The following is a 22,765-nucleotide window of genomic DNA, read 5'->3' as shown; positions in this document are numbered from 1 at the left end:
TTTATGCTTTGTTTAATTTTCTTTGGTTTAAAAGTGTGTCAATACTATAATAACAAATTAAAATTCCTGAAATAGGAACTCCCAAATAAATAAATCCTAAAGGAATTTCTAGAGTTGCGGATGTTTGACCAAATTGAAAACTCAATTGACACAATCTTGCGCCACCAATAATCATTACTGTAAATGCAAAAAAAGCAATAGATATAAAAACAATTCCGTTAAACAAGCTTTGTTTTTTCTTTACAACGCCTTCTGGAATTAAGTCAATCGCTAAATGTAAATTTTTACCCGCTGCATAAGCTGCTCCTAACAATCCTACCCATATTAATGAAAAACTTGATATCTCATCTGTTATGGTACTTGGTGCTCGTAAAACAAACCTAGAAAACACTTGCCATACCACACTTACCAGCATTATCACTAAAATAACAAGCACTAATTTTTCTAAAACACTGTCTATTTTTGCTCTCATTATTGTTGATTTTTTATTGAAGTAATTAAACTTTTCATTTCTTCATTTCCATCAAATAATTTCAATATTCCTTTGGTTTGTTCTTCAAAAGGTTTTTTTTCTGGATAAACCACTTGAACACCTGCTTCTTTAACTGCTGCTATAGACTCTTTTTCTGAAGCTGCCCATAATTTTCTCTGCACAGTTGTACTTACTTTTACTGCCTTTTTTACCCATTCCTTTTGTTGATCGTTTAAACGAGACCAAGTATCTGTTCCTATTAACAAAACATCGGGTACTGCAGTATGTTCATCCAAAGAATAAAATTTACAAACTTCATAGTGCTTGGATGTATAAAAACTTGGTGGATTGTTCTCTGCTCCATCAACAACTCCTTGCTGTAAAGCTGTATATAATTCTCCCCAAGAAATTGGAGTTGGAGAACCCCCTAAATCATTTACCATAGCTACTGCCATGTTACTTTTTTGTACTCTAATTTTTTTTCCTACTAAATCTGCTGGTGTTTTAATAGGCGCTTCTTTCATATAGAAACTTCTACTACCTGCATCGTAAAATGTTAATCCACGTAGTCTAAATTTTTCTCCTTTTAACAATAAACTTTCACCTATTTGACTATCAAAAACACTAAATGTATGTGCTTTGTCTCTAAACATATAAGGCACGCTAAATACTTTGTACTCTGGTATAAAATTTTCTAAAACTGCTGCCGAAACCTTTGTAATGTCTAAACTACCAATTTGTAACAACTCCAAACATTCTCTTTCACCCCCTAACTGTCCACTAGGATAAATGTTCAATTTTAATTTTCCTTGTGATTGTTTTTCTATTTCTTGCCCTAAAATTACCATTGCTTTATGAACAGGATGTTGTGTATCTAAAGCATGCCCCAATCTTAACGTTGTAATTGATGATTCTGATTGACACCCGTAAAAGAACATTGAAATAGCTAAAAGAGATAGCAATTGAAAAAAGCTAGTTTTCTTCATTTTTAAGATTGATTTAATTTTGAGTCACAATTAATGGACTGCTTATTTTTTTAGAAAAATCTGTTAAATAATTTTCCCAATCTAACTGATTCGAAAATTGTTTACTCTTTACCCATCCAAAACCACTATAAAAAACAACTTTATCATTCACTACATTTAAATGTAAAAAATGATTGCTTTCATCTTTCTTAGAAGTAATATATTTTTCAGATCCAAAAAAATATGGTTTTGTTGTTACAATACCTGTTCCTATTTCAGAATCGTCTAAAGTTTCCCAATGACTAATCCAAAAATTAGCTTTATTTTGATTGGTAACTCCTTTCTTTTTATGCAAAGTTAATCCTGTAGAAATAGTCTCTGTACCTTTTACATCAATCTCGAAACGAGATAAATTTTGACCATAGTCTAAAGAAATATGTTTTGTTTCCTTAATTTGTTTTCCATTAGCATCCCATTCTGCATAGGTTAACACAAAACTTGTTCTTATAGGACCTGTAGTAATTGTTTTATAAGAGGTAAAGTTTCTTGAAAAATAATAGGAAGTATCAACTTTAACAGCTGTACCGCCAACTCCACGACTTACACCAACGTGGAAGTTATCTAAACCTTCACCATGATCTGTATGATACGCACCTTTTTCAGCATCATTTCTCTTGTACCATAAATTAATAATTGGATATTCTACGCGTTTTAACCATGCATCAATTCCGCTAGATAAAGTACCTCCTTTTACGCCATCTTCTACCATTTTTTGTGCCACAGGTCCAAAGGTTCTAAAGCCAACTTTATTGTTTTCCCAAGTATAATCGTCTGTTCTTTCTGGCACAAAACGCGAATAGCAATATGCGGTATCTGTTTGTTTTGCAACCTTAGAAACTACTACCGAATACTCTTTAGTTTGATTTGCTTTTAAAGTTGGTTGAAATAATATAACATCATTTTTACCATCTAAATCTGTATCTACAATTTGTGAAGTTACAATTGAATTATCAGCATCTAAAATCACTAAATCAGCTACTTTTTCAGCAGCCAAGTTAGAAATATCAACTTCAACTGTTTCAAATTCTCTGTCCACAGTCAAATTATTTTTTACAGTAACTGTTGAAACGATTTCTGTTTTTTTATCACAATTGATAAAAAGAGAGGCTGTTAAAAAAAAGAAAACTATTTTTTTCATTTGATTTTAGATTTAAATCTTTCAGGTTTTAAAAACCTGAAAGATTTGAGTTTTATATAAACTTATTCTTCGTTAGAAGGTTTACCAATAGTTGCTAAAATTCCACCATCAACATATAAAATATGTCCGTTTACAAAATCGCTTGCTTTTGATGATAAGAACACAGCTGCTCCTGCCAAATCATCTGGATCTCCCCATTTTTTAGCAGGCGTTCTGTTTACGATAAAATCGTTAAAAGGATGTCCATCAACTCTAATTGGAGCAGTTTGCGAAGTTGCAAAATAACCAGGTCCAATTCCATTTACTTGAATACCAAAACGAGCCCATTCTGTAGCCATATTTTTAGTAAGCATTACCAAACCACCTTTTGCAGCTGCATAAGCACCTACAGTATTTCTACCTAATTCGCTCATCATAGAACAAATATTGATAATTTTACCAGCTTTACGCTCCATCATTTCTTTAATAACGTGTTTAGAAACAATAAACGGACTTACCAAATCAACATCAATCACTTGTTTAAAATCTTCCACTTCCATTTCTGCAAGTGGTGTTCTTTTAATGATTCCTGCGTTGTTTACTAAAATATCAATGTTCCCAACTTCAGTTTCAATTTTGTTGATTGCTTCAATTACTTGCGCTTCATCAGTTACGTTAAATTTGTAACCCACAGCATTAATGCCTGCTTCTTTATACAAAGCCACTGCTTTATCTATTTTTTCTTGCGATGAATTTCCATTCACAACAATTGTAGCACCCGCTTTTCCTAAACCCATAGCCATAGACATTCCTAAACCGTGCGTAGAACCTGTTATTAAAGCTACTTTTCCTGTAATATCAAATAAAGTTTGCGACATTTTTTTATCTTAAATCCGTAATTTTTGCAACATCCATATCATTGTAATCTAGGTTTTCACCTGCCATACCCCAAATAAACGTATAATTAGATGTACCAGAACCTGAGTGAATAGACCAGGGTGGAGAAATTACAGCTTCGTGATTTTGCATCCAAATATGACGTGTTTCCTGAGGTTCTCCCATAAAATGACAAACAGATTGTTCGTCCATAATATCCATATAATAATAGATTTCCATTCTTCTATCATGAACATGAGCAGGCATAGTATTCCAAACAGAACCTGTTTTTAACTCTGTCATACCCATTTGTAATTGGCATGTAGTTACGATTCCGCCAATAATCATTTGATTTACCGTCCTATGGTTTGCAGTTTCTAAACTACCCAATTCAATTTTATTCGCTTCTGCTTTTGTTACTTGCTTTGTTGGATAAGCAGTATGTGCTGGTGCAGAATTCATGTAAAATTTTGCAGGATTGTTTGCGTCATCACTTTTAAAAACAACTTCTTTTACACCTTTACCAAGATATAAAGCATCTTTATGCAACATCTTAAACTCTTCACCATCAGCTATTATAGTTCCTTTTCCTCCAGCATTAATAACCCCTACTTCTCTTCTTTCTAAGAAAAAATCTGATTTTAAAGGATCTATTGTTTCTAGGGTTAAAGCACCTGTTGTTGGTACTGCTCCTCCAGCCATGTATCTATCATAATGCGTGTATACCCATTTGATATTTCCTGGTTGCATTAAATCAGTAACTAAAAATTCATCTCTTAATTCTTGTGTGTCGTATTTTTTTACTGCTTTCGGACTTGAAGCATATCTTGTTTCAAAAGTTGTTGCCATTATATTTCTTTTTTATTCTATTTTGTTTCTATTATAAAGAACGTCTAATTCCTAATTCTAAACCTCTCAATTCAGCTAAACCTCGTAAACGTCCAATGCCTGAATATCCAGGATTGGTTTTCTTTTTTAAATCGTCTAACATTTTATGACCATGGTCTGGTCTAAAAGGCATTCTTAAATCTTTTCTTCCTGCAGCTATTCTTTTTTGTTGTTCTAAAACTAAAGCCTTCATCACCGCATACATGTCTACATCTCCTTCTAAATGATCTGCTTCGTGGAAATTCCCTTCTGCATCTCTTTTTGTAGCACGCAAATGAATAAAGTGAATTCTGTCTCCTAAGCGCTCTACCATTCCTGCTAAATCGTTATCTGATCTAACACCAAAAGAACCTGTACAAAATGTCAATCCGTTATTTTGTGATGGAACTGCATTGTAAATATCTTCGATATCTTGTTCTGTAGAAACTACTCTTGGTAAACCTAAAATTGGAAATGGTGGATCATCTGGATGAATACACATTAATACTCCTGCTTGTTCTGCTGCAGGAATAATTTCTGATAAAAACGAGAATAAGTTTGCTTTTAATTCTTTAGGTCCAATATTTTTATACGTTGCTAAAATCTGGTTGAACTCTTCTAAACTATAGCCTTCTTCTGCACCTGGTAAACCAGCAATAATATTTCTGATTAATTTTGTTTGCTCCTCTTCTGATGTGTTTTTAATAAACTCTGCAGCTTTTTGCTTTTGAGCATCAGAATACGCTTCTTCTGCACCTGGTCTTTTTAACAAATACAATTCAAAAGCAGCAAAAGCGGCAGCTTCAAAACGCAATGCAGTAGACTCATCAGACACTTCGTAATCTAAATTAGTTCGTGTCCAGTCTAATACTGGCATAAAGTTGTAACACACAATATCAATTCCACATTCTCCTAAATTTAAAAGAGTTTGTTTGTAGTTTTCGATATATTTTTGATAATCTCCAGATTTGGTTTTAATGTTCTCATGAATTGGCACCGATTCTACTACAGACCAAGTCAATCCTACATTTTCTATAATTTCTTTTCTTTTGGTAATTTCTTCAACTGTCCAAACTTCTCCATTTGGAATATGGTGTAATGCAGAAACAATTCCTGTTGCACCGCTTTGTTTTATGTCTGATAAAGAAACTGGATCATTTGGCCCATACCAACGCCAAGTTTGTTCTAAATTTTGAGTCATTTTTCTAATTTTTATACACCACTATATGCTGAGAAACCTCCATCGATTGGAATTACAATTCCTGTTACAAATGCAGAAGCATCATCACATAAATACAAGGTAGAACTTACTAAATCGTCTGCAGTTCCGTAACGTCCCATAGGCGTTTGATCTATAATTTGCTGTCCTCTTTGCGTTAAACTTCCATCTTCATTAGTTAATAATGCTCGGTTTTGGTCTGTTAAGAAAAAACCTGGCGCTAAAGCGTTTACACGAATACCTACTTTAGAAAAGTGCACTGCCAACCATTGTGTAAAGTTAGAAATTGCAGCTTTTGCTCCACTATATGCTGGTATTTTGGTTAACGGAGTATAAGCGTTCATAGATGAAATGTTCAATATAGAACACCCTTCACGTCCAACCATATCCGTAGCAAAAACCTGAGTAGGAATTAACGTTCCTAAAAAGTTTAAGTTAAATGTAAACTCAATTCCTTTTGGATCTAAATCAAAGAAAGTTTTAAAACCTTCAGCGGCATTTTGTAAATCTTCCATTGCAAAAAATGGGTTAGAAGTTGTTCCTAATGGGTGATTACCTCCCGCTCCATTTACTAAAATATCTACTTTACCAAAAGCATCATTTACTACTTGTTTTGCTTTTTCTAAAGAATCTTTCTCTAAGACATTGGCTGCGACACCTATTGCTTCACCCCCAGCAGCTTTAATTTCTTCTGCAACTTTATTTGCCGCCTCTTCTCTTAAATCTAATACAGCTATTTTGTTTCCTTCTTTTGCAAGGGCCATAGCCATTGTGCTACATAATACACCTCCTGCACCTGTTAATACGATTGTTTTACTCATGATATACTTAGAAAATATCTTTTGATTTTTATAGTTGATTTTTATAACGAAATATAAAAGTAATTTTTTGGAATTATTCTTATGTCCTGTACTATCTTGCTTTTGTAATACAATAATAATACATCTATTTAAAACTACAATACAGAAAAGGTACACTAAAATACAAAACTATGATTACCAAATACATACAATAAGGACAAAACAATGTAAAAGTGCATTATATTACAATAAAAAAACCTCCGATTAGGAGGTTTTTTTTAATCTATAACAAATTCTTTTGATGTAAAAGTGATGTCTTTTACTTTTTTTCTTTCTTTTAATAAAATTACCTGAGATGTCAGATAAGGAACAAACAAATACTTGGTTTTACACTTATAACATTTATAAGCCTTAGCCTTAGGTATTAATTTTAACAGAAGTTTTCTACGCTCACGTATGCGACGTGTAGAGTCGCAACTTGGACACTTGCACATTTTTTAGGGGATTTAAAAATTAATATTAAATGTACTTTTTCAAACAAGTATTTTGGTAAATATATATATTTTTTTATTAAAAATAAAATATCAGTCTATTTTTTATATTGATGTGGATTTTCTCTAACTCCTTTTTTTAAAACTTTACGAACACTAGACCTTACAAAATTATCAATCTTTAAAAGTATATCTTTTCCTTTCTCTGAAGCTCTAGCCCTAAATAAAGTTACATGAAATTTATCTTCTTTTAATAAAGGTGTCTTTGAAAAATAATAATTAGAGACGCAGCATCTTACCCTATCTATTACTACTTTATTTACAGAATGCCACGAGTGTTGGTGCGTAGCCATTACAATAAGTCTGTTAAACTTACTTGTTAATACCAAAGGATTGTTTTTAATTCCATTAGGCCAAAGCTCTAAATTACCTCCATTTTCTAAAGACCAATTTGGTGTTACATAATACAAAAGATTTAATACCCTCCATAAATTTCTATCTTTATCGTGAGAATTATCTAAATGTGGATTTAAGTAATTGTCTTTTGCCATTAGAGACAAACCTCCTGCATATAAATTTTCGTCTGGCAGCGGTTTCTTAATTTCACAAATACCTGATATTAATCTAACAACATTTTCTTCTTGAAAAGCATAGATAACCTCTTCTAGTAATTTATCGTACTTATTCATTTGATAAGCAATGTGTTTAAATTCTCTTAGATCTTTTTTCTTTTCTGCTTCAGAAAGCTCAGGAAACTTCTGGTGAATTTCTGAACACAAATCATCTGGTAAAAGGTTATCTAAATAAAAAAAACCAATATCTTTTTTTGTCTCTAAAAATTGTTTTTGTAGCGACTCTTTATTTTTTTGTAAGTTTTCTACTATAAGTTCTGCTATTTCTTTTCTAGTTTTAATCATACTAATTTCTTTAAACTCATTTTTAGTGTTACTAGAAGGTAAAAAACAGGTGCAAAAAGACTAGAACTTAAATGAGTTTTAAACTGAACTTCTTCTTTATAATTTTTTTTACTACCTAATTTTGAAACTCCGTCAGATGTGCATTTTGCTATCACATCAGACAACAAAAAACAATTGACCTTATTTTTATACTGCAACAAATTAAACCAATAATCTGAAAATATTGGATAATTCAAATCATATTTTACATCAACAAACAGTATTTTCTTATAAAATGTTGCTTGATGATGAAGCCCATTTCTTATCCACATAGAAAAATTCCATGACGGATTTTTTATTGTTTTAGTTTTAGAATATATAAAAGGCTTTGCATCTCCTTCATACAAAACGCTTCCTGAAATAATAGAAACACCTTCTTGATATTCTTTTGAAAATATAGTTTGAAGCACTTGCTTGTCATTAAATTCGTCTCCGCTTCCAAGAAAATACACCCATTCTCCATTGGCATATTGTAACCCTTTATTCATGGCGTCATATATACCAGAGTCTTTCTCTGAAAGCCAAAAAAAAGGAAACACTAAAGAGGCTAAATAGTCTTTGGTTTTTTTAGTTGAACCTCCATCAATAATCCACACTTCATAGTCTTTAAATATTTGACTACTTATACTCTCAATCGATTTTTTCAATCCATCAAGATTATTTAATACAGGTATTATGATAGATAATTTTGGATAAATGACTTTAATTTTTAAAATATTGATTTAATTTTTGAGATTCTACTTCCCAACATAATAGCTCTTTTGCTAGTTTTTGATTGTTTTTAATTTTTTGTAATCTCTCTGAATCAGCAAGTAACTCATTTATTTGTTTAGCAATAGATTGCGGGGTATAATCTTCTACAATTACCCCAACATCATGCTTTACAATAATACGAGTGATTTCTGGCATATTACCAGCTATTATTGGTAATTCCGCATGAATATAATCAAATAGTTTGTTAGGTAAAGAGTAAGTAAAGCTTAAACCCAAGGGCTCTTCTAAAACCATCCCTAATGTAGCTAATTTTGTATAATTAAACAATATATCTCTATCTATTCTTCCTAAAAAATGAACTCTCCCTTCCATCTTTTGATCAACAACAAATTGCTTTAATTCTTCTTCTACTTTGCCGTACCCAATAATAACTAAATCTAAATTTTTTATTAGTTTTAACGCCAAAACCATCGGTTTTATTCCTCTTCCTGGATTTAAAACGCCTTGATATAAAATTGTTTTTTTCTTAGTTGGAAACTCAACAGTAACTGCTGTTTTATTATTTTTTAACTCAGGAACATTTTTTACGACTCCCATGTTATTTTGGTATTTTTTACCATAAAATTCTGAAATAGACTTACTAACAGTGTAAGATTTATTTATCTTAGGTAAAAAAAAGTCTTCTAATTTTCTCCAAAAACTTTGTACAAAAGCTCTTCCTTGTAGTTCTGGACCTTCAGAAAAAAGTTCATGACTATCATACACTAAGGATGCTTTTTTTATTTTACTAGCGAAAAAACAAGCAGGCAAGGTATCTAGATCGTTTGCTAAAATATAATCGTATTTTGTAACTAAAAGAAAAAAGAATAACCTTATGTTATACTCAGCATAAAAAAGAAAGTTATTATTAAACAAATGTTTTTTTCTAATTATTGCATACTCTCTTTGTACTTCTATAGTATTAGGTAAAACCCTACCATAAACATCAACAGAAAAATTTTTACTAATAAGGTAATTAGATACTTTACGCACCCTATAATCCGTAGAAATATCGTTGGTTACAGCAACAAATACTTTTTTGTTTTTCAAAAGTTAATTTTAAATTATACTGTTCTTTGAGCAACCTCAAACAAGACTCCTCCTTCACATTTTATCGTTTTTTGCTTAAACTTTACAATTAACTGATAATCATGCGTTGCCATTAAAATAGTTTTTCCATTTTGATGAATCTCGTTCAACAGGTGCATAACTTCTAAAGAGGTTTTAGGATCTAGGTTACCCGTAGGCTCATCTGCTAAAATTAACTCAGGATCATTTAATAAAGCCCTTGCTATGGCAACTCTTTGTTGTTCTCCTCCAGAAAGTTCGTAAGTTTTTTTGTAATAGGAAGATTTCATACCTACTTTCTCTAAGACCTCATGAATTTTAGCTTTCATTTTAGCCTTGTCTTTCCACCCTGTAGCTTTTAAAACAAAATCTAAATTATCAAAGACATTTCTATCTGAGAGTAACTTAAAATCTTGAAAAACGATTCCTATTTTTCTTCTTAAAAAAGGAATTTCCTTTTCTTTAAGTTTTTTTAAATCAAAACCTACAATATTCCCAATACCCTTTTGCAGTTTTAAATCTCCATACAAAGTTTTCATTAAACTACTTTTCCCACTTCCTGTTTTACCAATTAAATAATAAAAATCTCCAGATTTAACTGTTAAATTTACTTTAGACAATACCAAATTGTCTCTTTGGTAAATATCAGCATTTTCAAGATGTAGAACAGATTTATCCATGAAAAAAAATAGTTTTTACAAACTTAAAAGTTTCTATTGATTTTATACTATCAATTACAAACAATTATTACTTTTGGTTTAAATTGGTCTGCATTTTTTTTTATCGAATCAAACAAAATAAAAAAAATTGCGTTATGCATCATAGAGTATCAAAAATAGTTGTATGAAACTTGCTTTTTCAAAGAAATCTAATATTATTTTCATTACATTTTTATTATCTATAAATAGTTTTTGCCAGCAAACTATTGTAGAAACAAGTACTATAACTAATTTTAACAATGCGGTTTCGCTCTTTAACAACAAAGCCTATGCTGCTGCTCAAAATACTTTTGATGACATCATTAAAGATGTAGAAATCAGTAATCATTTAAAATCTGATGCAGCATATTATGATGCTATGTGCGCTGTAAGGCTTAATCAACCAGAAGCAGACAAAAAAATACTTTCCTTTATAAATGACAATCCTAACAGTAGCAAAAAAAATAGAGCAATTTATAATGTTGCTAATTATTATTTTGCAAATAAAAAGGCTGCTTATGCTTTAAAATGGTATGGACAAGTAGATATTGCTAAGTTATCTATAAAAAATAGAGAAGAATTAAACTTTAAAATGGGGTATTGCTACTTGGTTACTAAAAATTTAAACTTGGCAAAAAATAAGTTTATCCAACTTATCAATAGCCCGCTTTATGGTAATGATTCTAGATATTATTTTGGTTACATTGCTTATAAAATGGAAGATTATGGTTTGGCAGAATCTACACTCAAAGAGATTGAAGATAATGATACTTATAGATTAGAAATATCTTATTACTTGTTAGATATCAATTTTAAAGCAGGAAAATTTGAACGATCTATTAGAATTGGTAAAGAATTGATTAAAAGTGTTAAGAGAAATCAAAAATCTGAAATTTCTAAAATTATTGGAGAGAGCTTTTTTAATCTAAAGCAATATGCAGAATCTATTCCATATTTAAAAGATTATAAAGGGAAAAAAGGGAAATGGAACAATACAGATTTCTATCAATTAGGATATGCTTATTACAAGCAAAATGATTTTGAAAATGCTATAAGTAACTTTAACAAAATCATAGATCAAAAAAATTCAGTTTCTCAAAATGCTTATTATCATTTAGGAGAATGTTATATGAAATTAGGTAAAAAATCTGAAGCTCTAAATGCTTTTAAGTCTGCTTCAGAAATGTATTTTAATCAAAAAATAAAAGAAGACGCAGCACTAAACTACGCAAAATTGAGCTATGAAACTGGTAACCCGTTTAAAAGTGTTGCTGAAGTTTTACAAGATTATTTAAACACTTATCCAAAATCAAAAGCATATGATGAAATTAAAGATTTAGTCATCGCTTCTTATTTGCACCAAAGAGATTATGAAGGAGCTTTAGTTTTTTTGAATGAAAAAAACGCACGTAAAAATCTACCCATTATACAAGAGGTTTCTTTATACAGAGGTATTCAGTTGCTAAATGATAATAAAATAAAAGAGGCTATTCCTTTTTTTGCAAAGAGTTTACAGTCTGAAAACAATGAAGTTAAAACTAGAGCCACCTATTGGGAAGCTGAAAGCTATTATCTTCTACAAAATTATACAACTGCGCTAGGAAAGTTCATGACGTTGAATAATAAAAAAAACTCAATTCAAGATCTTTTTTTGCTTGATTATAATATAGGCTATAGTAATTTTAAACTCAAAGATTATAAAAATGCAATAGCTGCATTTGACATTTTTATTCAAAACGACACCATAGACATTTCGTTCAAAAACGATGCTATGGTTAGGTTAGGAGATTGTCATTTTGCTTTAAGAGACTATAACAAAGCAATCTCATCTTACAAAACTGTGGTTGATAATATAGGAGCGGATGCTGATTATGCGGAGTATCAAATAGCTATTAGTTACGGTTTTTTAGATGATAATGCTCAAAAACTAAAAGCCTTAACTAATGTTGTCAATAACTACCAAGTTTCAACTTTAAAAGACGATGCTTTATTTCAATTAGCAAATACCTACACAGCAGTAAAAGACAATAAAAAAGCGCATCAAGCGTACGATAGATTAGCAGAAAAATATCCTAGTAGCGTTTTTCTTCCTAAAGCTTTAGTAAGGCAAGGTTTACTGTATTATAGTGAAAATAAAAATTTTGAAGCTTTGTCTAAATACAAAGAAATTACTAGTAGATTCCCAAACTCACCAGATGCTCTAGAAGCTGTTGCTAACGCTAGAAATATATACATAGATGAAGGAAATATAGAAGATTATGTAGAATGGATTAGAAGTTTAAAATTTATCAACATTAGCAATTCAGATTTAGACAATACCGCTTTTGCTTCTGCAGAAAAAATGTATTTTGAATCTAAAAAAGGAGAAGCAATTATAGCTGCACTATCAAAATATGTACAATCTTTTCCTGGTGGAATTCATTGGATCAAAGCAAATTATTATTTAGCAGATGTACTCTACAAAGTAAAAGAATTTGACAAATCTATTTCTTATTATGAGGCTGTTTTAGAAGAAGAACAAAATGAATTTAGCGAAGACGCTTTGAGTAAGTTATCTCTAATCTACCTAGAAAAAGATCAATTTAACAATGCTTTACCTTTATTAGACAGACTAGAACAAGAAGCATATGCTACAGAAAATGTTCTTTTTGCTCAAAGTAATTTAATGAAAGGCTATTACGAAACAGAAGCATATGATCTTGCTATTGATTACGCTAAAAAGATTTTATTACGAGACAAGCTCGAAAAAAGTTTAGAAAATGATGCTAAAATAATTATTGCAAGAGCAGCCTTTGAAGACGGAGATTTACTTACCGCAGAAGATTTTTATAATGAAATAGAAGAAACTGCAACTGGCGAGTTAAAAGCAGAAGCACTGTATTACAACGCGTTTTTTAAAAATCAACAAGATGATTATGATGTATCTAATAAGATTGTTCAAAAACTAATTGCAAATTACTCTGCTTACAAATACTGGGCTGTAAGAAGCTATATAATAATGGGTAAAAATTATTATGGTCTTGAAGATATATATCAAGCAACATTTGTGCTTGAAAATATCATCAAAAATTTTAAACAGTTTGAAGAAATTGTTGAAGAAGCTAAACAAGAGCTTATAATTATAAAAAATAACGAGGCTAAAAAGAATAATTCTGTTTCTCCTATAGAAGAAAATAAACCAGAAAAAAAAGATAAAAACTAATGAAAAAACCTTTTTTTTTATTTTTTATGTTGTTACTATATCTTGGTGTTTTTTCTCAAGAAAAGAAACAAGATACTGTAAAAACAGAAGTTGTTAATGTAGTAACCAAATACAACCCAAAAATTGCTGATGCAAAAAAAATACGAGTAAACCCTACTATTAAATTACTTGAAAAAGATGAACGTAAAAAACTAGAATACACAATATACTCTGCTCCAGTAGCATCTACCTTTGTTCCAAAAAGCGGTGCTATAAAAGGAATTGATGTTGGTGTTAAAGAAAGAATCTATAAAAATTATATTGCTGCGGGTTATGGTAATTTTGCTTCTCCTTTTTTTGAAACATTTTTACACCATAATACAAGGTTTCAAAATGAATTTGGTTTTCATGCTAAATATTTTGCTTCAGAGCAAAACGTTCAAAACACACTATTAAATAGTAATTTTTCTAATTTTAATATTGGTGCTTTCTACAAAAAAGAAGAACGGTATTTTGATTGGAAAACAAGCATTTATTCAAAAAAGAATAGGTACAATTGGTTTGGATTACCAGACTTACCATTCTCTGAATTTACTTTAAATACTATCAATGAAGAACAAGTTTATACGTATTATAAAATTGTAGGTGATGTAAAGTTTGAAGATTCTTATATAGATTACGGAAAATTAAATCTTTCCTATTATACAGACCAATATCAAAGTGCGGAACTCTATACAATTTTTAGCACTAAATTAGATTTTCCACTAGGTTTTTTGTATTCTAGATTACGTGATATCTCTGTCAAAACCGACATAGAATATCTCAACGGTAAATTTAGACAAAGTTATAGTGATTTTAATCCTATTAATTACAATACACTAACGCTGTCACTACATCCAGAATACAAAGACAAGTACAAAAACATACACTTTAAAGTAGGTTTAAAACTCTATTCATCAATAGATACTGAAAATGAGCTAACAAACAACCTTGTTATTCCTGACATCTCTATTCAAACATCATTTTTCAAAAACCTTGTAACCCTATATGGAGGGATGACAGGTAATTTACATACAAACACATACAAGGGTTTCTCTGAAGACAATCCTTATGTTTCTCCTACACTTTTTGTAACACAAACTTTAGAAAAATCCAATTATTTTGTAGGTCTTTCAGGAAAAATAACAAACCATCTCAGCTACCATATAAAAGCAAGTTCAATTACTGAAGAAGATAAACCTTTATTTATTAGAAATGCATCAAAATCTGATGGTTCAAATACTGTGGTTAATGGATTTACCATTTTAGGCTATGAGTACGGAAATTCTTTTTCAGTTTTTTATGACGATGTAAAAACGAACTCTTTGTTTGCAGAATTTGAATATGATTTTTCTAAAAACTTAGTTTTTAAAACACAAGGAGTGTATAATCAATTTACGCTTAATAAGGCATTAGAAAACTGGAACTTACCAACAACAGAAGCATCATTTATAAGCACGTATAAAAACAACAAATGGTTTACAACTTCCACCATTTTTTATGTAAATGAACGAAAAGATGTACTTTACAACGGACAATTTCCATCAAGTCTAGGTGGTGTTCAAACAATAAATTCTTTTGTAGATGTTAATTTGAATGGAGGTTATCATTTTAATGATAAATTTTCTGCTTTTTTAAAACTAAACAATATTTTAAACACCAAATATCAGCGTTTTGCTAATTTTGATACTCAAGGTTTCCAAGTTTTAGGTGGTATTACATATAAGTTTGATTTTTAAAAAACACTTCTGTTACCATTTTAAAAGAAGTAGTATGCATTACTACCTTAAAATCAATTCATTTTTGTAGCTTTATAAAGTCAAAATACACCTACAAAATGAAAAAAAACCTATTACTTCTATTTGTGCTATCCTTAACTTTAGCTTGCCAACAAAAAAAGAATACTCCAATACTTTCCAAAGGATTAACTACAGAAGAAAAAATTGACTCTACCAACATTAAAACTTTATTTAACACTGTGTTAACTCAAGGAAAGTCTTATGAATGGCTTAGAGATTTAACACAGAATATAGGTGGTAGATTATCTGGCTCACCAGAAGCTCAAAAAGCTGTAGAATGGGGAGAAAGATTGATGAAAAAAGTAGGATTAGATTCTGTTTGGTTACAACCCGTTATGGTGCCGCATTGGGTGAGAGGTGAAAAAGAAATTGCTACGTACACGACAAACGGAACACAAAAAAATGTACCTATATGTGCTTTAGGGTTTTCCATAGCGACTCCTTTAGAAGGTGTATTAGCAGAAGTAATAGAGGTAAAAAGTCTAGCAGAGGCAAAGGCCTTAGGAAACAAAATGAACGGTAAAATTGTATTTTTTAATCGTCCATTTGACAACACGTTAATCAACACTTTTAAAGCCTATGGTGGTTGTGTTGACCAACGCGTGCAAGGAGCAGCAATTTGTGGTAAATTTGGAGCCAAAGGAGTACTTGTAAGATCTATGACAAACGCTATTGATGATTTTCCGCATACAGGAACAATGAGTTACGGAGATTTAAACGAAAAACAATTTATTCCGGCTGCCGCAATAAGTTCAAAAGCAGCAACTATTTTAAGTAAAGATTTGCAAGAAAATCCAACTTTAAAATTTTATTTTAAACAAAACTGCAAAAACTTACCAGATGCGCCTTCTTTTAACGTTGTTGGAGAGCTCAAAGGAAGTAAAACTCCAGAAAATATTTTTGTTGTTGGTGGCCATTTAGATTCTTGGGATTTGGGTGAAGGTGCACATGATGATGGAACAGGAGTAGTGCAATCTTTAGAAGTTGCCTATCTATTTAAGAAAAACAATATTAAACCTAAAAATACTATTCGTATTGTCTTTTTTGTGAATGAAGAAAACGGTACAAGAGGCGCTAAAAAATACGCTGAATTGGCCAAATTGAATAAAGAAAAGCATATTGGTGGTTTAGAATCTGATGCGGGAGGTCATACCCCTAGAGGTTTTTCTATAGATGCTAATAAGGCAAACACCACATTATTGCAAAGTTGGAAAAAACTTCTTTCACCTTATGGTTTGCACGATATAGATAAAGGCGGTTCTGGTGCAGACATTACCCCACTAAAAGAAGAAAATGTAACCTTAGTAGGCTACAGACCAGACTCTCAACGCTATTTTGACTACCACCATACAAGTAGAGATACTTTTGATAAAGTTAACAAAAGGGAGCTAGAACTAGGAAGTGCTTCTATGGCTAGTATTGTATATTTGATGGATAAATATCTGTATACTAATACGCCTGTAAAGCTCTAATAGTTGGCAAATTAGCAATCTAAAACTGTTTTGTGAGCTTTTCTTAAAATTTAATAAATTTTACAAACACATAATCTAAAATGAAAAAAATAGTACTGTTACTTATTTTAAACTTTTTGTTTTTTAGTTGCCAAAAAGAAAAAGCAGATATTGTTGTTATAAATTCTAACACATATACCGTTAATAAAACCTTTGAAAAAGCAGAAGCTTTTGCTATTAAGGATGGAAAATTTATCGCTATCGGTACCAATGATAAAATTCAGAAACAATACCAATCTGGTACTATTATTAATGCAAAAAACAAAACGATTGTACCTGGTTTAATTGATGCTCATTGTCATTTTTACAGAATGGGTTTACAACAACAAAAAGTATCATTAGAAGGCACAAAAAGTTATGATGAAGTACTGCAAAAAATATCTGATTTTAGAGATAGAACTGGATCTGATTATATTACTGGTCGTGGTTGGGATCAAAATGACTGGGAGATTAAAGAATTTCCAACAAAAGAAAAATTAGACAAATTATTCCCTAAAACACCTGTGGCTGTAAGAAGGGTAGATGGTCATGCGCTTTTGGTAAACCAAGCTGCTTTAGAATATTCAGGAATTACAAAACCTATTAGCGTTGAAGGCGGAGAATTTATAACCAAAAACGGAAAACTAACTGGTGTTTTGATTGACAATGCTATGGATTACATTAAATTTCCCTCAACATCAAAAAAACAAGCTATTCAAGGTTTACTAGATGCACAAAAAATTTGTTTTTCTTATGGATTGACTACCGTTGATGATGCTGGATTAAATAGAAATACCATTGAACTAATTGATAGCTTACAGCAATCTAAAGATTTAAAAATGCGCGTCTATGCTATGGTTTCTGGAGACAATCAAAAACAAATTGACTACTATATTGATAAAGGAATTATCAAAACAGATTACCTAAATGTGCGTTCATTTAAGGTTTATGGTGATGGAGCCTTAGGTTCAAGAGGTGCTGCAATGCGCAAACCGTATTCTGATAGAGGAAATCATTTTGGTGCTTTGATTTATGCACCAGAAAGATATCAAGAAATTGCAACACAAATTGCTGCTTCAGAATTTCAAATGAACACGCATGCAATTGGAGATTCAGCAAATACATGGATGCTTAAAACCTATAAAGATGTTTTAAAAAATCAAAAAAATAGACGTTGGCGTATAGAACATGCCCAAATTGTCTCTTCTAATGATTTTAAAAATTTTAATAATATTTTGCCATCTGTACAACCCACTCATGCAACATCAGATATGTATTGGGCAGAAGACAGAGTTGGTAAAGAGCGTATACAGGGTGCATATGCTTATAAGAATTTATTAAATGCATATGGTAAAGTGGCTTTGGGTACAGATTTTCCGGTAGAACAAGTCAATCCATTTTTAACCTTTTACGCTGCAGTGGTAAGAAAAGATGTAAATAATTATCCTAAAAATGGATATCAAATGATCAATGCACTAACAAGAGAAGAAACCTTAAAAGGGATGACAATTTGGGCTGCCTATTCTAATTTTGAAGAGCAAGAAAAAGGTTCTATTGCAGTTGGTAAATTTGCAGATTTTGTGATTCTCAATCAAGATATTATGACAATTGATGCCATAAAAATACCAGAAACCGAAGTTATTTCAACCTATTTAAACGGAGAGAAAGTTTATTAGAAAATCATAAGTATATTTGCAATCTTTAAAAATTTTTAAATTATGAAATCTTATTTATATTCATTTGTATTCATATTCATTCTGTTTTCGTGTTCTAATGAAGATAATATTACTCCTCAAACAGAAGCAGACATTCAAGCTTACATTGCTGCAAACAATTTAAACGTTCAAAAAACTAGTTCAGGTTTGTACTTTATTATCGAAAAACAAGGTACAGGAACGTTTCCTTCTAGAAATTCTAATGTAACTGTTGCTTACAAAGGATATTTACTAGATGGTAACGTATTTGATGAAAGCGCTAACGGAATTTCTTTTAACTTAAACCAAGTAATTCCTGGCTGGACAGAAGGAATTCAATTGTTTAGAGTTGGTGGTGAAGGAAAATTAATTATACCTTACCAATTGGGTTATGGAATTCAAGGTAGAGCACCTGCTATACCAGGTGGTGCTGTTTTGGTATTTGATATCAATTTAAAAAGTGTAAACTAAAATCAATTTAAAGCAAAAGAAAAAGCGAAACCTAAAAGTTTCGCTTTTTATATTTAAGAAATAATAGGTGTAATAAAATTATCTATTTTATTTACTCCTGTTTTACCTAAATTTTTTATGAATGCAGAACCTATAATGGCTCCATTTGCATAACTACAAGCTGTAGTAAACGTTTGTTTATCTGAAATACCAAAACCTACAATTAATTTGCTTTTTAAATTCATAGCTTTTATTCTTTCAAAATAAGCAATTTGCTGTGTAGAAATCTCTCCTTTTGCACCAGTAATAGATGCTGAGGCAACTACATAAATAAAAGCTTTTGTATATGAATCTATTTTTTTAATTCTTTCTTCAGAAGTATGTGGTGTGATTAAAAACACATTTGTAATTCCATATTTGTCAAACAATTGTTGATAATGATTTTCAAATTCCACCATAGGTAAATCTGGAATGATAACCGTGTCTATACCACAATCTATTACTTTTTGACAAAATTTATCTTCACCATATTTCAACATCTGATTTAAATATCCCATTAAAACCAAAGGGGTATTATTTGAGGATTTAATTGACATTAATTGCTCAAAAACAATATCTAAATTAATACCGTTTTGCAATGCTTTTTGGCTACTATCTTGTATTGTAGGACCGTCTGCTAAAGGATCTGAATATGGTAAGCCAACCTCAATAAAATCTACACCACTTTTTTCTAATTCAGAAATTACTTTGGTAGTATTATCTAACTCTGGAAAACCACATGTAAAATATATAGATAATAAGTTTTTATCTTTTCGTTGAAATAATTTTTGGATTGAATTCATGTTTATTATTTGTCTTTGTCAGTTCGAGTAATTTTTGGTTTTAAGAGAAAATTGTATCGAGAACCAAATTTTATCTAGATACAAATTTATTCATTCCTCATAAATTCACTCGATAAGACAAGTTTTATTTCTCTAAATACTTAATATACGTTTCTAAATCTTTATCTCCCCTACCCGACAAATTGATGACCACAACTTGATTCTCTTTTAAATCCATTTTTGGTAAAACAGCTAAAGCATGTGCAGTTTCTAGTGCAGGAATGATTCCTTCAATCTTGGTTAATTCATAAGCCGCTGCCAAAGCCTCTTTATCTGTAGCATTTAAAAAAGTAGCTCTTTTACTTTCATACAAATACGCGTGTAAGGGGCCTACTCCTGGGTAATCTAAACCTGCAGAAATAGAATATGGCTCAACAATTTGTCCGTACTCATCTTGCATTAAAATAGTTTTACTACCATGAATAATTCCTACTTCACCTAACTGAGAAGTAGCTGCACTTTCACCAGAATTTACTCCTAAACCTGCAGCCTCAACAGCCACCAACTCTACTTCTTCATCTTCCATATAATGATAAAAAGCACCCGCAGCGTTACTACCTCCACCAACACAAGCAATGATAGTATCAGGGTTTTCTTTACCCGTTTTTTCTTTCAACTGCCATTTCATTTCTTCAGAAATAATCGCTTGTAAGCGAGCAACCATATCTGGATGCGGATGAGGACCAACAACAGAACCAATTAAGTAAAATGTTTCTGGGTTTTGAATCCAATAACGAATCGCCTCATTAGTTGCATCTTTTAGGGTTTTAGAACCAGAAGTAGCTGCAACTACTTTTGCCCCTAGCATTTTCATTCTGGCTACATTTGGGGCTTGACGTTCAATATCTATTTCTCCCATAAAAACCGTACATTCTAACCCCATTAAAGCACAAACTGTTGCCGTTGCAACTCCATGTTGTCCTGCTCCTGTTTCTGCAATAATTTTTGTTTTTCCTAATTTTTTGGCAATTAGAATCTGACCAACAGTATTGTTTACTTTATGTGCTCCTGTATGGTTTAAATCTTCTCGCTTTAAATAAATATGTGCTCCGTATTTTTGAGACAAGCTTTTTGCAAAATACAAAGGTGTTGGTCTACCAACATAATCTTTTAAAAGTGATTTGTATTCTTTTTGAAACTCATCAGATTCAATAATCTGAATATAGTTATCTTCTAACTCTTTTACGTTAGGATATAGTAATTCTGGAATAAATGCTCCTCCAAATTGTCCAAAATATCCATTCTTATCGGGTTGAAATTTTGATTTCATAATTTTAAAATATTCGTTCGTTTGTCATTTCTACTTTATAGAGAAATCTAAAAGTTATCTAACAAGAGACTTTTCGATTTCACTTCTTTTCGCTAGAAATGATAACTTCTTTAAACTGTTTTAATTCTTGTATTTTCTTTTTTCCTGGTTCGGTTTCAAATTTACTATTTACATCTAATGCGTAAATTGGTAAATTGGCTTTTGTTACTATTTGGATTTGTTCTACATCATCCAAACCAATGCCACCACTTAAAAAGAAAGGTATATCTAAAGGATATTTTTCTAAAACAGACCAATCAAACTTAACACCATTACCTCCTCTTTCTTTTCCCTTTGTATCAAATAAAAAATAATCCACAACATTTACATAGGGCTTTAAAATCTCAAAATTAAATTCATCTTTGATTCCAAAAACTTTTATAATTTCTAAATTCTGATACGATTTTGGTTTCTTTACCTTTTTTCTACCTTTATTTTGTTCTATAAATGACGTTCTACTAAACTCTAATTTTGCTCTTATAGAATTAATATACTCCACAGATTCATCACCATGCAATTGTATAGCATCTAACTGATATTCTTCTACAATAGAAACTAAAATCTCTGGAATTTCATTAACAAAAACACCAACTTTCTTGATACCTTCAGGGAGATCAGGAATAATTCCTTCAAAATTTCTTTTGGATTTTTCATAGAAAATAAAACCCAAATAATCAGGCTCTAATGCAGCTACTTGTTGCATATTTTCTATGTATTTCATTCCACAAACTTTTAGTTTCATTCTATCTAATTTGATTGATAAAGTCTTGACAAGCTTCTCCTGGGTTTTCTTCTTTCATAAAATTTTCTCCGATTAAAAATCCTTGAAAACCAAATTCTTTTAGACCCGTAATTATTTTTGGGTCAGAAATTCCGCTTTCAGAAACTTTAATAGATGTATCCGGAATTTGATCTGCCAATTTTATAGAATGCTCTAAATCAACCTCAAACGTTTTTAAATTTCTATTGTTAATTCCGATGATTTTGTTATCTAAATCATTAATCTTATCTAAATCTTCTTGGGTATGTACCTCATACAAAACACTTAACCCTAAATCTGTTGCTAAGTTTCCGTAGTTTTTTAACTCTGTTGATGTTAAACAAGACGCAATTAATAAAATTACATCTGCACCAATAGCTTTCGCTTCAACAATTTGAAAACCATCTACTACAAAATCTTTTCTTAAAATTGGTTTTTGTTGATTGATAACTCTCGCTTCCATCAAATCTGCCATAGTTCCTCCAAAAAAAGAAGTATCAGTTAAAATAGACTGTGCAGCAACATTTGCATCTAAATATCCATTAGTAACATCGGTAATAGTTGCTTTATCGTTGATAATTCCTTTTGATGGAGATTGACGCTTAAATTCTGCTATAATTCCTGTTGACCCTACTTCTAACAAGGCTTTTTTTAAAGAAAAAGGGCTTCTTTTAAAACTTGGACTTTCTACCAATTTCTTAACAGGAACTTCTGCTTTTATTTTGGCAATTTCCTTCTTTTTAAATGCGATTATTTTATCAAGTATAGTCATTTCTATTCTAATTTGTCATTTCGACTTTATGGAGAAATCTCAAAGCAT

19 protein-coding genes and 1 pseudogene are annotated in these 22,765 nt (G+C 31.0%); 5 read left to right on the top strand and 15 right to left on the bottom strand.

The window, feature by feature from the left end; translation table 11 throughout:
• Position 1 precedes the first annotated feature (1 nt).
• The 11 genes and pseudogenes from DUT90_RS12910 to DUT90_RS12860 all read right to left on the bottom strand — a co-directional run.
• Positions 2 to 472, bottom strand: coding sequence for a TRAP transporter small permease (locus DUT90_RS12910; RefSeq protein WP_114427588.1), 471 nt, complete (start codon positions 470 to 472; stop codon positions 2 to 4).
• A complete protein-coding gene (locus DUT90_RS12905; protein ID WP_258848561.1) occupies positions 472 to 1,458 on the bottom strand; it encodes a TRAP transporter substrate-binding protein in 987 nt (328 codons plus the stop codon). The genes DUT90_RS12910 and DUT90_RS12905 overlap by 1 nt, the downstream gene beginning before the upstream one ends.
• Before the next feature lie 13 nt (positions 1,459 to 1,471).
• Entirely contained in the window at positions 1,472 to 2,635 is a 1,164-nt protein-coding gene (locus tag DUT90_RS12900; protein WP_114427586.1) for a DUF4861 family protein, read from the bottom strand.
• Positions 2,636 to 2,697: 62 nt separating this feature from the next.
• Positions 2,698 to 3,492 carry a gluconate 5-dehydrogenase gene (locus DUT90_RS12895; RefSeq protein WP_114427585.1) on the bottom strand — a complete coding sequence of 265 codons (795 nt, stop codon included), beginning with the start codon at positions 3,490 to 3,492 and terminating at the stop codon, positions 2,698 to 2,700.
• A 4-nt stretch (positions 3,493 to 3,496) separates the two neighbouring features.
• Positions 3,497 to 4,339 (bottom strand): 5-dehydro-4-deoxy-D-glucuronate isomerase, encoded by an 843-nt coding sequence (gene kduI, locus DUT90_RS12890; protein ID WP_114427584.1) that lies wholly within the window; start codon positions 4,337 to 4,339, stop codon positions 3,497 to 3,499.
• Positions 4,340 to 4,370: 31 nt separating this feature from the next.
• Complete coding sequence (gene uxuA, locus DUT90_RS12885) at positions 4,371 to 5,558, bottom strand: mannonate dehydratase (protein ID WP_114427583.1); 1,188 nt, start codon at positions 5,556 to 5,558, stop codon at positions 4,371 to 4,373.
• A gap of 11 nt (positions 5,559 to 5,569) precedes the next feature.
• Complete coding sequence (locus tag DUT90_RS12880) at positions 5,570 to 6,397, bottom strand: SDR family oxidoreductase (RefSeq protein ID WP_114427582.1); 828 nt, start codon at positions 6,395 to 6,397, stop codon at positions 5,570 to 5,572.
• Between the two features lie 568 nt (positions 6,398 to 6,965).
• Positions 6,966 to 7,784 carry a 2OG-Fe(II) oxygenase gene (locus DUT90_RS12875; protein ID WP_114427581.1) on the bottom strand — a complete coding sequence of 273 codons (819 nt, stop codon included), beginning with the start codon at positions 7,782 to 7,784 and terminating at the stop codon, positions 6,966 to 6,968.
• A complete protein-coding gene (locus DUT90_RS12870; protein ID WP_114427580.1) occupies positions 7,781 to 8,497 on the bottom strand; it encodes a glycosyltransferase in 717 nt (238 codons plus the stop codon). The genes DUT90_RS12875 and DUT90_RS12870 overlap by 4 nt, the downstream gene beginning before the upstream one ends.
• A gap of 28 nt (positions 8,498 to 8,525) precedes the next feature.
• Positions 8,526 to 9,626 carry a glycosyltransferase gene (locus DUT90_RS12865; RefSeq protein ID WP_114427579.1) on the bottom strand — a complete coding sequence of 367 codons (1,101 nt, stop codon included), beginning with the start codon at positions 9,624 to 9,626 and terminating at the stop codon, positions 8,526 to 8,528.
• Positions 9,627 to 9,805: 179 nt separating this feature from the next.
• Positions 9,806 to 10,324 (bottom strand): annotated as a pseudogene (locus DUT90_RS12860) (cell division ATP-binding protein FtsE); the annotation flags it as partial.
• A gap of 163 nt (positions 10,325 to 10,487) precedes the next feature.
• Here DUT90_RS12860 and DUT90_RS12855 point away from each other — a divergent pair.
• From DUT90_RS12855 to DUT90_RS12835, 5 genes are all read left to right on the top strand, one after another.
• On the top strand, positions 10,488 to 13,544 hold the full coding sequence (locus DUT90_RS12855; protein WP_114427577.1) for a tetratricopeptide repeat protein: 3,057 nt from the start codon (positions 10,488 to 10,490) through the stop codon (positions 13,542 to 13,544).
• Positions 13,544 to 15,301: a TonB-dependent receptor gene (locus tag DUT90_RS12850; protein WP_114427576.1), complete on the top strand. Its 1,758-nt coding sequence runs from the start codon at positions 13,544 to 13,546 to the stop codon at positions 15,299 to 15,301. The genes DUT90_RS12855 and DUT90_RS12850 overlap by 1 nt, the downstream gene beginning before the upstream one ends.
• Positions 15,302 to 15,399: 98 nt before the next feature.
• On the top strand, positions 15,400 to 16,833 hold the full coding sequence (locus DUT90_RS12845) for a M20/M25/M40 family metallo-hydrolase (RefSeq protein ID WP_114427575.1): 1,434 nt from the start codon (positions 15,400 to 15,402) through the stop codon (positions 16,831 to 16,833).
• Positions 16,834 to 16,913: 80 nt separating this feature from the next.
• A complete protein-coding gene (locus DUT90_RS12840; protein ID WP_114427574.1) occupies positions 16,914 to 18,527 on the top strand; it encodes an amidohydrolase in 1,614 nt (537 codons plus the stop codon).
• Positions 18,528 to 18,569: 42 nt separating this feature from the next.
• Complete coding sequence (locus DUT90_RS12835; protein ID WP_114427573.1) at positions 18,570 to 19,016, top strand: FKBP-type peptidyl-prolyl cis-trans isomerase; 447 nt, start codon at positions 18,570 to 18,572, stop codon at positions 19,014 to 19,016.
• A 53-nt stretch (positions 19,017 to 19,069) separates the two neighbouring features.
• Here DUT90_RS12835 and trpA read toward each other — a convergent pair whose 3' ends face one another.
• The 4 genes from trpA to trpC form a co-directional block, all read right to left on the bottom strand.
• Positions 19,070 to 19,837: a tryptophan synthase subunit alpha gene (gene trpA / locus DUT90_RS12830; RefSeq protein ID WP_114427572.1), complete on the bottom strand. Its 768-nt coding sequence runs from the start codon at positions 19,835 to 19,837 to the stop codon at positions 19,070 to 19,072.
• Positions 19,838 to 19,961: 124 nt separating this feature from the next.
• A complete protein-coding gene (gene trpB, locus DUT90_RS12825; RefSeq protein WP_114427571.1) occupies positions 19,962 to 21,146 on the bottom strand; it encodes a tryptophan synthase subunit beta in 1,185 nt (394 codons plus the stop codon).
• Positions 21,147 to 21,225: 79 nt separating this feature from the next.
• Positions 21,226 to 21,927, bottom strand: coding sequence for a phosphoribosylanthranilate isomerase (locus tag DUT90_RS12820; RefSeq protein ID WP_258848560.1), 702 nt, complete (start codon positions 21,925 to 21,927; stop codon positions 21,226 to 21,228).
• Position 21,928: 1 nt separating this feature from the next.
• Entirely contained in the window at positions 21,929 to 22,717 is a 789-nt protein-coding gene (gene trpC, locus DUT90_RS12815; RefSeq protein ID WP_114427570.1) for an indole-3-glycerol phosphate synthase TrpC, read from the bottom strand.
• Between the last annotated feature and the right edge of the window lie 48 nt (positions 22,718 to 22,765).

This window comes from Polaribacter sp. WD7 (genome assembly GCF_003335085.1).
Classification (GTDB): domain Bacteria; phylum Bacteroidota; class Bacteroidia; order Flavobacteriales; family Flavobacteriaceae; genus Polaribacter.
The sequence above is the reverse complement of the archived record's forward strand: the minus strand, read 5'-3'. Positions and strand labels throughout refer to the sequence as shown.

What these genes read in the sequence shown, in the direction of transcription:
- DUT90_RS12910 (WP_114427588.1), bottom strand. Translation starts at nt 472, where the DNA reads ATGAGAGCAAAAATAGACAGTGTTTTAGAAAAATTAGTGCTTGTTATT.
- DUT90_RS12905 (WP_258848561.1), bottom strand. Translation starts at nt 1,458, where the DNA reads ATGAAGAAAACTAGCTTTTTTCAATTGCTATCTCTTTTAGCTATTTCA.
- DUT90_RS12900 (WP_114427586.1), bottom strand. Translation starts at nt 2,635, where the DNA reads ATGAAAAAAATAGTTTTCTTTTTTTTAACAGCCTCTCTTTTTATCAAT.
- DUT90_RS12895 (WP_114427585.1), bottom strand. Translation starts at nt 3,492, where the DNA reads ATGTCGCAAACTTTATTTGATATTACAGGAAAAGTAGCTTTAATAACA.
- kduI (WP_114427584.1), bottom strand. Translation starts at nt 4,339, where the DNA reads ATGGCAACAACTTTTGAAACAAGATATGCTTCAAGTCCGAAAGCAGTA.
- uxuA (WP_114427583.1), bottom strand. Translation starts at nt 5,558, where the DNA reads ATGACTCAAAATTTAGAACAAACTTGGCGTTGGTATGGGCCAAATGAT.
- DUT90_RS12880 (WP_114427582.1), bottom strand. Translation starts at nt 6,397, where the DNA reads ATGAGTAAAACAATCGTATTAACAGGTGCAGGAGGTGTATTATGTAGC.
- DUT90_RS12875 (WP_114427581.1), bottom strand. Translation starts at nt 7,784, where the DNA reads ATGATTAAAACTAGAAAAGAAATAGCAGAACTTATAGTAGAAAACTTA.
- DUT90_RS12855 (WP_114427577.1), top strand. Translation starts at nt 10,488, where the DNA reads ATGAAACTTGCTTTTTCAAAGAAATCTAATATTATTTTCATTACATTT.
- DUT90_RS12850 (WP_114427576.1), top strand. Translation starts at nt 13,544, where the DNA reads ATGAAAAAACCTTTTTTTTTATTTTTTATGTTGTTACTATATCTTGGT.
- DUT90_RS12845 (WP_114427575.1), top strand. Translation starts at nt 15,400, where the DNA reads ATGAAAAAAAACCTATTACTTCTATTTGTGCTATCCTTAACTTTAGCT.
- DUT90_RS12840 (WP_114427574.1), top strand. Translation starts at nt 16,914, where the DNA reads ATGAAAAAAATAGTACTGTTACTTATTTTAAACTTTTTGTTTTTTAGT.
- DUT90_RS12835 (WP_114427573.1), top strand. Translation starts at nt 18,570, where the DNA reads ATGAAATCTTATTTATATTCATTTGTATTCATATTCATTCTGTTTTCG.
- trpA (WP_114427572.1), bottom strand. Translation starts at nt 19,837, where the DNA reads ATGAATTCAATCCAAAAATTATTTCAACGAAAAGATAAAAACTTATTA.
- trpB (WP_114427571.1), bottom strand. Translation starts at nt 21,146, where the DNA reads ATGAAATCAAAATTTCAACCCGATAAGAATGGATATTTTGGACAATTT.
- DUT90_RS12820 (WP_258848560.1), bottom strand. Translation starts at nt 21,927, where the DNA reads ATGAAACTAAAAGTTTGTGGAATGAAATACATAGAAAATATGCAACAA.
- trpC (WP_114427570.1), bottom strand. Translation starts at nt 22,717, where the DNA reads ATGACTATACTTGATAAAATAATCGCATTTAAAAAGAAGGAAATTGCC.